This window comes from Shewanella sp. Isolate8 (assembly GCF_022398495.1).
GTDB lineage: Bacteria > Pseudomonadota > Gammaproteobacteria > Enterobacterales > Shewanellaceae > Shewanella > Shewanella aquimarina.
In genome coordinates this window covers 520,135-532,437 of the sequence record NZ_JAKEVI010000001.1, presented here as the reverse complement: position 1 = coordinate 532,437, position 12,303 = coordinate 520,135, and the positions used below count along the sequence as shown (strand labels likewise).

General features: G+C 54.9%; 13 protein-coding genes. 6 read left to right on the top strand and 7 right to left on the bottom strand.

Annotation, left to right across the window (positions count from 1 at the left end):
• Positions 1-762 (bottom strand): gamma-glutamyl-gamma-aminobutyrate hydrolase family protein, encoded by a 762-nt coding sequence (locus L1D43_RS02290; RefSeq protein WP_041510287.1) that lies wholly within the window; start codon positions 760-762, stop codon positions 1-3.
• Positions 763-1,181: 419 nt separating this feature from the next.
• Positions 1,182-1,730: a cupin domain-containing protein gene (locus L1D43_RS02285; protein ID WP_041510286.1), complete on the bottom strand. Its 549-nt coding sequence runs from the start codon at positions 1,728-1,730 to the stop codon at positions 1,182-1,184.
• 183 nt (positions 1,731-1,913) lie between these two features.
• Here L1D43_RS02285 and L1D43_RS02280 point away from each other — a divergent pair, with 183 nt between their 5' ends.
• Positions 1,914-3,218: an FAD-binding oxidoreductase gene (locus L1D43_RS02280; RefSeq protein WP_239849798.1), complete on the top strand. Its 1,305-nt coding sequence runs from the start codon at positions 1,914-1,916 to the stop codon at positions 3,216-3,218.
• 69 nt (positions 3,219-3,287) lie between these two features.
• On the opposite strand, the gene L1D43_RS02275 is transcribed toward L1D43_RS02280, so the two are convergent.
• The gene (locus L1D43_RS02275) at positions 3,288-4,148 is read right to left on the bottom strand and encodes a sulfurtransferase (protein WP_239851018.1); all 861 of its coding nucleotides are present in this window, start codon (positions 4,146-4,148) and stop codon (positions 3,288-3,290) included.
• A 241-nt stretch (positions 4,149-4,389) separates the two neighbouring features.
• Complete coding sequence (locus L1D43_RS02270) at positions 4,390-5,886, bottom strand: aldehyde dehydrogenase (RefSeq protein ID WP_239849797.1); 1,497 nt, start codon at positions 5,884-5,886, stop codon at positions 4,390-4,392.
• Positions 5,887-6,132: 246 nt separating this feature from the next.
• Between L1D43_RS02270 and L1D43_RS02265 the strand changes: the two genes are divergently transcribed.
• The 4 genes from L1D43_RS02265 to L1D43_RS02250 all read left to right on the top strand — a co-directional run bounded on the left by L1D43_RS02265 (position 6,133) and on the right by L1D43_RS02250 (position 10,265).
• A complete protein-coding gene (locus tag L1D43_RS02265) occupies positions 6,133-7,473 on the top strand; it encodes an aspartate aminotransferase family protein (RefSeq protein WP_239849796.1) in 1,341 nt (446 codons plus the stop codon).
• Positions 7,474-7,523: 50 nt separating this feature from the next.
• Positions 7,524-9,014, top strand: a complete 1,491-nt coding sequence (locus L1D43_RS02260) for a CoA-acylating methylmalonate-semialdehyde dehydrogenase (protein WP_239849795.1) — start codon at positions 7,524-7,526, stop codon at positions 9,012-9,014.
• Positions 9,015-9,069: 55 nt separating this feature from the next.
• The gene (locus L1D43_RS02255; protein WP_239849794.1) at positions 9,070-9,435 is read left to right on the top strand and encodes a cupin domain-containing protein; all 366 of its coding nucleotides are present in this window, start codon (positions 9,070-9,072) and stop codon (positions 9,433-9,435) included.
• Positions 9,436-9,545: 110 nt separating this feature from the next.
• Positions 9,546-10,265 (top strand): TorF family putative porin, encoded by a 720-nt coding sequence (locus L1D43_RS02250; RefSeq protein ID WP_041510280.1) that lies wholly within the window; start codon positions 9,546-9,548, stop codon positions 10,263-10,265.
• A gap of 59 nt (positions 10,266-10,324) precedes the next feature.
• Here the strand turns inward: L1D43_RS02250 and L1D43_RS02245 are convergent, their stop codons facing one another.
• Positions 10,325-10,495 (bottom strand): hypothetical protein, encoded by a 171-nt coding sequence (locus L1D43_RS02245; protein ID WP_239849793.1) that lies wholly within the window; start codon positions 10,493-10,495, stop codon positions 10,325-10,327.
• A gap of 124 nt (positions 10,496-10,619) precedes the next feature.
• On the opposite strand from L1D43_RS02245, the gene L1D43_RS02240 reads away from it, so the two are divergent.
• A complete protein-coding gene (locus L1D43_RS02240; RefSeq protein WP_041510279.1) occupies positions 10,620-10,964 on the top strand; it encodes a DUF3634 family protein in 345 nt (114 codons plus the stop codon).
• Positions 10,965-10,999: 35 nt separating this feature from the next.
• Here L1D43_RS02240 and L1D43_RS02235 read toward each other — a convergent pair whose 3' ends face one another.
• Both L1D43_RS02235 and L1D43_RS02230 read right to left on the bottom strand, forming a co-directional pair.
• Complete coding sequence (locus tag L1D43_RS02235) at positions 11,000-11,182, bottom strand: hypothetical protein (RefSeq protein WP_041510278.1); 183 nt, start codon at positions 11,180-11,182, stop codon at positions 11,000-11,002.
• Positions 11,175-12,113 (bottom strand): DUF368 domain-containing protein, encoded by a 939-nt coding sequence (locus tag L1D43_RS02230; protein ID WP_239849792.1) that lies wholly within the window; start codon positions 12,111-12,113, stop codon positions 11,175-11,177. Before L1D43_RS02230 ends, L1D43_RS02235 begins: the two co-directional genes overlap by 8 nt.
• Between the last annotated feature and the right edge of the window lie 190 nt (positions 12,114-12,303).

The window sequence follows — 12,303 nt, the reverse complement described above, 5'->3', positions numbered from 1 at the left end:
CTATCTCTTGCGTTGAGCTGCTCTGGCTTGGCAGGCTTGACTAAAGGCACTGAAAATTGAGCGATAGAAAGGGTTCTCTAACACCTTCCATTCGGGGTGAAACTGCACCCCCAGCGCGAAATTTTTCGCCTCTTTGACCGAAAACGCCTCGATTAATCCATCGGGGGCATAGGCTTCTGGCCGCAATCCAACACCCAAACGGTCAACACCTTGAGTGTGCACAGAGTTCACCTCTGCCAAATTGCGGCCCCAAGCCTCGTGGAGTAATCCCCCCGGTTCTATCTTCAACGGATGAGACAGGCCGTACTGCACCTCGACGTCAGCCGTCTTGTCTTCTCTGTGTTCAATATAATCGCCAACTTCATGCAATTTCTGATGCAGGCTGCCACCAAATACTACATTCATCTCCTGAAATCCCCGGCAGATGGCCAGCACAGGCACACCAGCATCGATCGCTGCCTTCAGCAGCGGCAGGTTGGTGGCGTCGCGCTTGGGATCGTGTAGGGTATCTGGGTCACTCGCCACACCGTCATAGTGATGGGGCTCGATATTGGAGGGCGAACCGGTGAACAGCAGACCATCTAATCTGGGCAATATCGTCTCGGCCGGGCAATGGCCAAGTGCGGGGATCACCAAGGGCCAGCCCTGGGTGGCATCGGCAATACTCAGTAGGTATTTCTCGCCAACGATATTGAATGGGTGCAGGCCTACCTGTTGATTACAGGCCGTGACACCGATAACAGCAAGTCCTTCATCGGACATAGTTCACCTTTAGCTTTGTTGCGTCTTCTTATAGTTATAACAATGAACAGACTTCAACCAATGTTCATTTTTTCACACACTACACTGAAATAGTTGACGAGGCAATAGCCCGCAGAAAACAAAATATACAACAGAATAACAATTAGAATAAAACTCAATTAAAACAACATTAAAAGAGAAATAAAATTAATGTAAAGCCGAAAACAGGCGAAAATCACGCCAAGGGTTTTGTGAACCAGCTCCCACAGAAAAGCCAACTTCAGAAATGGGCCCTATGGCCTTAATGGACAAAATTATTTACATAATCGAGCGTGCAATGGCTCAGCCATATGGGCATAGACATACCGAGATGGGCAGGGAAACAATAGAGAGGGGGAAGGATGGATAGGCCGGGCGATACCCGGCCTACTAATATTTTGTTAGAAGTTTGCCGGCGTCGTGGCGCTGACGATGCGACAAGGCTTGTCGAAAGGATTGCGGAACCTGTGGGGCAACTCACTGTTGAAGTAGTAGCTATCGCCCTCGCTGAGCACATAGACTTCATCGCCTATGGTGATCTCCAGTTGGCCCTCGATCACCATGGCCGCCTCTTCACCCTCATGCTGTAGCATCTCTTCGCCGGTATCAGACCCAGGGGGATAGACCTCGTTCATCACAGACATGGCGCGGTTGGGGTAGTCTCTGCCGATCAACTTGTAGTCCAGGTTGCCATCGCCTATATCCAGCAGCTCGCCAGAGCGGTAGACCACCTTCTGCTCGCTGGGCATGCTCTCCTCGATAGAGAAGAAGTCCACCAGCGACATGGGCAAACCCGACAACACTTTCTTCAGGGAACTCACCGAAGGACTGACGCTGTTCTTCTCGATCATGGAGATGGTGCTGTTGGTCACGCCGGCACGCTTGGCCAACTCGCGTTGCGATAACCCTTTCATTTTACGAACAGCTTTGAGATTTGCGCCTATATCCAAAAAACATCTCCTATCCAACAAGACTCAGGAAGAAACAATTTTCCATACTAGTTTGTATCAAACTAAAAAGCATGTTAAATATAATCAACAGGTGTGAATTATAACCAACTCAAGGGTCAAAAGTATACTTACTCTGGCCAATTTAGTCGAATAACAAGAATAAAACCCTCACTCGGAGCCCAAATGACCACCAAGCGCCCTGTCCACAGTGACCAATATCCCGACTCTTTCTATCATGCCACCGCCAATGCCCTGGAAGCGCTGCCGCAACTCACTGAGCGGATCAGCGCCGATGTCTGCATCGTCGGCGGTGGTTTCAGCGGCATCAACACCGCCATCGAGTTGGCCGAGAGAGGCTTCGAGGTAGTATTGCTGGAGGCGAAACGGATCGGCTGGGGCGCGTCGGGCCGCAACGGCGGCGAGTTGATCCGCGGCATAGGCCATAATGTCGATCAGTTTCGCAACGAGATAGGCTCAGAAGGCGTCGCGGCCATCGAGCAGATGGGCTTCGAGGCGGTCGAGATAGTGCGTAACCGCGTCGCCAAGCACAGTATCGACTGTAACCTGCAGATGGGCTACTGCGATCTGGCCACCAAGCCGAGACACATGAAGGAGCTCGCCGCCGACTATCAGGAGATGCTCCACCAGGGCCGTGAGGGCTTTAAGCTGCTGGAGAAGCACCAGCTTGGCGAAGTGATTGGCTCAGATCTCTACTGCGGCGCCCTGGTCGACATGAACAGCGGCCACCTGCATCCCCTCAATCTGGCACTGGGCGAGGCCAAGGTGGCCCGCAGCCTGGGGGTCAAGATGTTCGAATACAGCGCCGCCACCAAAATCGTCAAGGGCGAGCGCCCCTGCGTACATACAGAGCATGGCCGCGTCGACTGTCGCTATCTGGTCCTCGCCGGTAACGCCTATATCGGCCATGAACTCAACGGCTATATAGGTGGTAAGGTGCTGCCTGCCGGCAGTTATCTGTTGGCCACCGAGCCACTGTCCCAGGAGATGTGCGATGAGATTATCCCGCAAAACATGGCCTTCGCCGACATGCGTATCGATCTCGACTATTTCCACCTCTCCCAGGACAATCGCCTGCTATTTGGCGGCCTGTGCACCTATTCGGGTAAAGATCCTAAGGATATCGACGCGGCGCTGCGCCCCAACCTGGAGAAGGTGTTCCCCCAGCTCAAGGGGGTGAAGATAGAGTATGAATGGGGCGGCATGATAGGCATAGGCGCCAACCGCCTGCCACAGATAGGTCGGCTGCCGGACTGCCCCAACATCCTCTACGCCCAGGCCTATGCCGGTCACGGCGTCAATGCCACCCATATGGCGGCCAGGCTTATCGGCGAAGCCCTGACGACTCAGGCCGAAAGGTTCGATATCTTCGACAGGGTACAACACATGACCTTCCCCGGCGGGCCGAGATTCCGCTCCCCCATGTTGGCGGCGGGCATGCTGTATCACAGGCTGAAAGACCTGTTTTAGCCTAAAAACTAAAATAAAACAGTCAGCATAAAAAAAAGGTGCCCTAGGCACCTTTTCTGTTAGTAACGATTACGCCCCCTGCTCAATAGGCAAGTCGGCATTGCTGCCCCAGTCGGCCCAGGAGCCATCATAGAGCACCGCCTTGTCATGTCCCGAGGCCACAGAGGCTAAGATCAGGATACAGGCGGTGATGCCTGAGCCGCAGCTGAAGATCCGCTCTGCTTCCTGCTCACCCACCTGCTCTCCTACCAACTGCTCAAACATGGCCTGCAGGTCCTCGACCCGTTTCATCCTATGTTCGCGCAGCAGCTCGCCAAAAGGCAGGTTTACCGAGCCGGGAATATGACCGCAGCGCACGCCGGGTCGAGGCTCGCTGACCTCGCCTGCAAAACGCCCCGCTGCCCGCGCATCCAAGATAACACTGTCGCTGCCCAGAGATTCGAGCACATAGTTGGCATCACAGATTAGGCCCGGCTGGAAATCCGCCACATAGGGCACAGACTCTTCATCTATTACCGTGAGCTGATAGCTCTCGCTGGTCATGCGCTCCTCGCTGAGCCACTGGGGCAGGCCGCCATCGAGCACATAAACGTTTTCGTGCCCCATCAGCTTAAACATCCACCAGGCTCTGGGGGCGCTATAGATCCCCTGGTTATCGTAGATCACCACCAGGCTGTCTCTGTCGATACCCAGCGCCGTGGCCCCTTGCTCAAACTGCTCAGGGGTCGGCATGGCATGCAGCTGCGAAGAAGTGGTATCGCAAAACACCCGTTCGATATCAAACTTCTGCGCTCTGGGAATACAGATGAACTCATCGTATAAAATGGGCTCCTTGCCCACCACACTCTGCATACTGGCATCGAGCAATACCAGATTCGACTCAAACAGATTTGCCTCAAGCCAGGCGGTGGTAACTAACGGGTATTCCAATTCCATAGTGACTCCCAATGTGGGGGCTAATCAACATCTGTCTGGCCCCTCTTATCAATCGTATGACGCTTATCTGTAAAGACAATATACGATGCAAGGGGCTCAGGACAAGTGACTTATTTTACCCCTGCTAACAAACTGGCATAAAAAAAGCCCTTTATTGCTAAAGGGCTGTGATTAAAGCGTTTTGTATAAGCGGGTTGCTTGCCGCTAAGACGGTGGCTTTCCCTGAAAAGCTTTCCTAGAGCGCGATCCAGGTCGCCTTGATCTCGGTATACTTGTCGAAGGCATGCAAGGACTTGTCGCGGCCGTTACCCGACTGCTTATAGCCGCCAAAGGGTGCCGTCATATCGCCGCCGTCATAGTGATTGATCCATACCATGCCGCTGCGCAGCGCCTTGGCGGTCTTGTGTGCCTTGCTGATATCTGAGGTCCAGACACCCGCCGCCAGCCCATAGATGGTATCGTTACCGATACGGATCGCCTCCTCCATGCCATCGAAGGTGATCACCGACAGCACAGGGCCGAAGATCTCCTCCTTGGCGATAGTCATCTCGTTCTTCACGTTGGCAAAGATGGTCGGTGCCACATACACGCCACCGGTCTCGGCTAGCACCTGCTGCCCGCCATGACGCAGCTGTGCCCCCTCGGCCACTCCGGCGCGGATATAGGCAAGCACATTATCCAGCTGCTGCTTATCCACCACGGCGCCACAGGTGGTGGCAGGATCCAGCGGATGCCCAGGCTGCCAGGCCTGCATCTCGGCCTCGATCAGATTAATTAGCTCTTCCTTCACCCCCGACTCCACCAGCAGACGCGAACCTGCGGTGCAGACCTCGCCCTGGTTGAAGGCGATGGCCGAGGCCGCGGCGATGGCCGCCTCTTTAAGGTTCGGCGCGTCGTTGAAGACGATATTCGGGCTCTTGCCCCCGGCCTCCAGCCAGACACGCTTCATGTTGGACTCGCCGGCATAGATCATCAGCTGCTTAGCAATCTTGGTCGAACCGGTAAACACTAGGGTGTCGACATCCATGTGCAGCGCCAGCGCCTTACCCACGGTATGTCCGAATCCAGGCAACACGTTGAGCACCCCCTTAGGGATCCCGGCTTCTATCGCCAGCTGCGCCATGCGAATGGCTGTCAGCGGTGACTTCTCTGAGGGCTTTAACACCACGCTGTTGCCTGTGGCCAGCGCGGGCCCAAGCTTCCAGCACGCCATCAGCAGCGGGAAGTTCCAGGGCACGATAGCAGCCACTACGCCCACAGGCTCGCGGGTGATCATGCCGATCTCGTTATGGGCCGTTGGGGCTATCTCATCGTAGATCTTATCCACCGCCTCACCCGACCAGCGTATGGCGCGAGCCGCGCCCGCCACATCGACGGCGCCGGAATAACGGATAGGCTTACCCATATCCAAGGTTTCCAGTAGGGCCAGCTCGTCCCTGTTTGCCTCGAGCAGATCGGCAAAGCGAATCATCACCTGCTTGCGTTTCACCGGTGGCAGCTGTGACCAGTCGCCGCGCTCGAACACCTCTCGGGCATTGGCAACGGCGCGGTTGGCATCCACCAGATCGCAACTGGCCACCTGGGTCAGCACCCTGCCATCGATTGGGCTGATACAGTCGAAGGTGTCATTCGAATCGGCGGCGCAGTATTCGCCATTGATAAATGCCTGGCCCTGAATCACCAGGTTGTCCGCCATCTCTTGCCATTGTTCGCGATTTTGTGGAGTACTCATTCTGACCTCTTAACGGGTGATAATTGCTCTAGCGTCAATGCTATTGCACATCCACGCTCTCTGTGGCGCGACTGTGCCTGCCCTAGATTACGCTCAACCCTCAATCAATTTCAATATTTTTTACAAAAAGTTATTTTTTGCTATAAATAATGAACAAAAAGCTTTCATGTTCATTATTTCTGACATAGCATAGCGAATATCAACCACTCAATAAAACAACAATTACACAGAACCAGGGTAGATGATATGGAAGATTTTAATAAAGCTGACCAGGTAGCAACAGGCACGCTGGAACACTATTGGATGCCCTTTACCGCCAATAGACAGTTTAAACAAAGTCCCCGCCTCCTCGCGCAGGCAGAGGGGATGTACTACAAGGATGTAAACGGCCGTCCCGTACTCGACGGCACTGCCGGTCTCTGGTGCTGTAATGCCGGACACGGTCGCAAGGCGATCTCCGAGGCGGTCAGCAAACAGATCCACGAGATGGACTATGCCCCCTCGTTCCAGATGGGCCACCCGCTGGCCTTCGAGCTGGCAGAGCGTCTCGCCGCCATAGCCCCCAAAGGGATGAACAAGGTATTTTTCACCAACTCTGGCTCTGAGTCTGTCGACACGGCGCTGAAGATCGCCCTCAACTATCACAGGGCCCGTGGTGAGGCGACCCGTACCCGATTCATCGGTCGTGAGCTGGGCTACCATGGCGTCGGCTTCGGCGGCATCTCGGTCGGTGGCATAGGCGGTAACCGCCGCACCTTCAGCCAGCAGCTACTGCAGGGAGTCGACCACCTGCCCCACACCCTGGATATCCAGCAAAACGCCTTCTGTAAGGGCTTGCCGGAAAGCGGCGCGGAGAAGGCCGAGGTGCTGGAGCAGCTTGTTACCCTACATGGCGCCGAGAATATCGCCGCGGTGATCGTCGAGCCCATGTCGGGTTCGGCCGGGGTCATATTACCGCCTCAGGGCTACCTCAAGCGCCTGAGAGAGATCACCCGCAAGCATGGCATCCTATTGATCTTCGATGAGGTGATCACCGGCTTTGGCCGTGTAGGCGACGCCTTCGCCAGCCAGCGTTGGGGCGTCACACCGGATATGATCACCACAGCCAAGGCGCTCAACAACGGCACCATCCCCATGGGCGCCGTGTTGATCGACGATGCCATCTATGATGTCAGCATGGATGCGCCAGAGGGCGCCATCGAGCTCTACCATGGCTACACCTATTCGGGCCATCCGGTAGCCGCAGCTGCCGCCATCGCCACCTTAGATATCTATCAGGAAGAGCAGCTGTTCGAGCGCACCAAGTCGCTGGAAGGCTACTTCGAAAAGGCGGTCCACAGCCTCAAGGGACTGCCGAACCTTATCGACATTCGCAACACTGGCCTGGTGGCCGGTATCCAGTTTAGCCCGAGCGATAAAGGCATAGGCAAGCGGGGCTTCGGCATCTTCGAGACCTGTTTCAAGAACGGCACCCTGGTCAGGGCAACGGCCGACACCATTGCCCTGTCGCCGCCACTGATCGTCGACGAGGCCCAGATTGACCAGATGGTCAACACACTAAGCGATGCCATCACCACAGTTGGCTAATTCAGAATAACCAGAACACATTAGAGATTTTTGCAGGGAAATTACGCGCTATGCAGCAGATAAACCACTACATCAACGGCCAGCACACTCAGCCCAGCGCCCGCAGCGCCGCCGTCTTCGAACCCGCCACCGGCGAGCACAAGGCCAACGTCTCCCTGGCCAGCGCACTCGAGGTAGATGCGGCCATCGAGCTGGCCAAGAAGGCCCACGGCCCCTGGTCAGAGATGACCCCACTAAACCGCGCGCGCATTCTGTTTAAGTTTAAGGCCCTGGTCGAAGCCAACATGGATGAGCTGGCCGCCATGATCACCCGCGAACACGGCAAGGTACTCGACGATGCCAAGGGCGAGATCATCCGCGGCCTCGAGGTGGTGGAGTTTGCCTGCGGCATCCCTCATCTACTCAAGGGCGAGCACACAGAACAGGTCGGTGGTGGCGTCGATGCCTGGACACTCAACCAATCCCTGGGCGTAGTGGCCGGCATCGCCCCCTTTAACTTCCCTGTGATGGTGCCTATGTGGATGTTCCCCATCGCCATCGCTGCGGGCAATACCTTCATCATGAAGCCATCGGAGAAAGATCCCACCTCTGTGATGCGCATGGCCGAACTCCTCACCGAGGCGGGCCTGCCGGACGGCGTGTTTAACGTGGTCAACGGCGACAAGGAAGCGGTAGACACCCTGCTGACCCACAAGGACATTCAGGCGGTGAGCTTCGTCGGCTCGACGCCAATTGCCGAATATATTTACCAGACCGCGGCGGCCCACGGCAAACGTGTGCAGGCGCTGGGCGGCGCCAAGAACCACATGCTGTTGATGCCAGACGCGGATCTGGATCAGGCGGTCAGCGCACTGATGGGCGCCGCCTATGGCAGCGCTGGCGAGCGCTGCATGGCGATCTCTGTAGTGCTGGCCGTCGGTGACGTGGGTGATGCCTTAGTAGAGAAACTGCTGCCACAGATCCAGGCGCTCAAGGTCGGTAACGGCCTGGAAGGCGAGATGGAGATGGGACCGCTGATCTCGGCGCAGCATCTCGCGAAGGTGCGCAGCTATGTGGACACAGGCGTGAGCGAGGGTGCAAGCCTATTGGCCGATGGCCGTCAACTGAGCGTAGCCGATCATGAACAGGGCTACTTCCTTGGTGGCTGCCTGTTTGACCACGTCACGCCTGAGATGACTATCTATAAGGAAGAGATCTTCGGTCCCGTGCTGGCCATCGTCCGGGTGAAGGATTACGCCGAGGCACTGACGCTGATCAATGAGCACGAGTTTGGTAACGGCACCGCCATCTTTACCCAGAGCGGCGAGGCTGCCAGACACTTCTGCCACCATGTACAAGTTGGCATGGTCGGGGTCAACGTACCCATCCCAGTGCCTATGGCCTTCCATAGTTTCGGCGGCTGGAAACGCTCCCTCTTCGGCCCGTTGCACATGCATGGCCCAGACGGCGTGCGCTTCTACACCAAGCGCAAGGCGATCACCGCCCGCTGGCCTAAGGGTCACAGCGGCCAGGCAGAATTTGTGATGCCTACCATGAAATAAACTAAGCTTAGGGCGCCGCGCTGCGCCTTAAGTCTATCTGTATTTTGGAGCCGACATGACACAAACGATCGATGCCATCATCAACTTTGGCCAGCATAAGGTTAAGGCGGAACACTATGAGGTGGCACAGAAAAAGATCCTCAGCGGGGATCCCAAGCAGCAGCTGGAAAATCATTACTCCAGTCCCTGCGATCAATTTCACGCCGGGATTTGGCAGGGCCAGGTCGGCAGTTGGAAGGTCAACTACAGCGAACATGAGTATTGCGAGATCTTATCGGGCAGCAGCGAGATCATTGATGAGGCAGGCAAGAGCCTGACGGTCACCAAGGGCGATCGCTTCGTCATCCCCGCCGGCTTTAAGGGCGTATGGAAAGTGCTGCAGGAGTGCCGCAAGGTTTACGTCGTATTTGAGCAAAAATAAAGAAAATCATTGCCATGTCGTCTCAGCTGTTTAGCTGTTGTTTGGCTTAATCTGATCTATGTAGCTTGCTATGTGGATCGGTGTCAACCAAGTGAAATGGAGAAACCACCGTGTATAAAAAATTTAATAAGAAACGGATAGCCCAGCTAGCTGGCTTAACCTTGGCAACCGCGCTAATAACACCTTTGGCACAGGCCGAGGTCTCGGGAGAAATTGGCGTCACCAACGATTACCGCTTCCGCGGTATCTCACAAACTGCAGGCGACTTTGCCGTTCAAGCCAGCATAGACTACAGCATGGAAAGTGGTTTCTTCATCGGTGCCTGGGGCAGTAATGTCGATGATGAAAGCTATGATGCCGATGTCGAAGTCGACTTCTACGCCGGTTATGCCGGCGCCTTCGGTGAAGACGATGCGGTAGAATATGACTTCACCCTGACCTACTACACCTATCCGGGACAGGATGAGAGCACTAAGTATCTCGAAGCCTCACTGGGCTTCTACTTTGCCGACTTCCACTTCGCTCAGTGGTATACCAACGACTATGCCAACGCCGATGTTGCCATGCACTACAGTGAGCTGAATTACTCCTATGAGTTTGCCGAGAACTGGAGCATAGATGCACACGTGGGCTATAACTATGGCGACGGTGCCGATCTGGACTGGGGTGAGAACTATGTCGATTACTCTATCGGCGTGTCCACCGAGGTGGCTGGTGTCGGCCTGTCATTGGCCTGGTTAGACACTAACCTGAGCAGCGACAACGAGATTAGCGATGGCCCATGGAAGAACGAAGGCACCATACTGGCCACTGCCAGCTACGCCTTCTAACCCCATTTCTTTCCCAACCAAGTGATTGTAAAAAAACCGCCAATATTGGCGGTTTTTTWTTACAGCTTCAGGCTCTCTCCCCGGCGGACGCGCTCGGCCAATCCCCGCCAATAGTTGACTAACTCCTGGTGCGCCTGCGTGCGCTCGGGAAAAGTTTGTGACAACCCTTGTAGTATATCGGCTTGCTGATGGCAGAGTTTTTCCCAGCGGCGGGCATTAGACAGATGCATAGTGTTTTCCTTAACCTGTGATAATCCTTTGGAGAGTATAGCCAGTTTATTAAAATTTGATCTAAGCCGCTAGGAAAAACCCTTAGCTGGGAGTATCTTCAAACTATAACGCTAAGGAGTGACTATGACCGAAACCCTATTTAAAATCGCCTTTATCCTGGTGGGCCTGATTCTGATCTACAAGCTGATCTTCTCGGGCAAACGCGGCCTGACCCTCTTTGAGATGCATTTTAAAGATGGCCGGCTCATCTCCCACAAGGGCAAGATACCAGAGAAGTTTCAGCGGGAATGTAAATCGATTGCCAAGAGTGAGAAACTGACCTGTGTCGTGCGCGCCGAGAAAAGCGGCAGCGTCAGGCTACATGTGTCGGCCAATGTCAGCGACGCCATCATTCAGCGTATCCGCAACCAATTTCCTTTCGAATATTACGACAAGAAAACCGTCGATAATTCGCGTCAGGCTGGCTAGGCCCACCTTTCGCGAATCATAAGCTCTGGCCGCCGTTAATCCTTGTTCAGGCGGCCATCTTGCTTGGCATCATCTATGATGCGCTGATTGTCCTGTGACATGGGATCTTTCACTATGAGAGGATCCCCTTCTGGCTCTGCCTCAGTCGTCACACTCATGCTTATTCCGCTCGAGCAGGCACTCAAGCCGAGTGCAATGAGCAGTATCCACTTATTCATCTTTGCTACCCACACTTGCATTATCGCCTGCAAAGTATTCCAGCGCCCATACCAGGGCGATACCCACCAACATGGCGCTAATCGCCAGACCAAGCTGCGCCGGCTGCCCGGTTAGCTGCTCGAAACTCATGGGCGACAGGTTCTGTTCCAACAGGGGTACCTGCTCGCCCGCCGAGTTTTCACGCCAGGTGAGCACCTGCTTCCAGGGCCAGATCTTACCTAGGGTGCCGAGCATCAAACCAGTGAGGAAGATCAGCGTGGCATCATGGTATTTACGCAGCAGCGCCGACAACAGGTGACTAAACGAGAGCAAACCAGCCACGCAGCCACAGGCGAAGGTCAGAAGAACCGGGATATCCAGACTCTTGGCCGCGCCCAGCACCGAGGTGTAGAGGCCAAGTAGCAAGAGGATGAAACTGCCTGAGATCCCCGGCAGCAACATGGCGCAGATGGCAATACTGCCGCCAATGAACACATTGAGGTAGGTCATCTGCATGTCGATGGGGTGCAGCACTGTGATCCCCCAGGCGAAGGCTACCCCGAGGGCAAACAGCACCAGGCGTCCCATGGAGAATCCCTTCACCTGCTTAAGCATATGCACCACAGAGATGATGATGAGGCCGAAGAAGAAGGACCACACGGGGATCGGCTGAGTATGCAGCAGATAGGTAATCAACTTAGCCAGGGTAAAGATGCTGGTAAGGATGCCGCCAAACACGGCGATGAGGAAAGGCCCATTGATATGCATAAAGGCGGCCTTCACGCCTTGCTGGCGTATGATGCCGATAAGGCTAGGGTTAACCCTGCGTATGCTATCGAGCAGGGGGTCGAGAATACCGGTAATAAAGGCGATGGTGCCCCCGGAAACACCGGGTACCACGTCGGCGGCGCCCATGGCCATTCCTTTGAAATAAGTCAGCAGATATTTCACTCAAAATCCTTAAGTTAATGATTTTCTATGGGCCAAAAGCCTCAGGGGCCGATTATACGCGCCCAGCACAAACAAAGGAAAATGAAGTTTACTTTAGACAGGCGATTCACACCGCTATTGTTAACCGCTTGTTATTGGGCTAGTCTAACAACTCATCAGACCAGATGGGTTTTCTATTAAACCCAGAGCA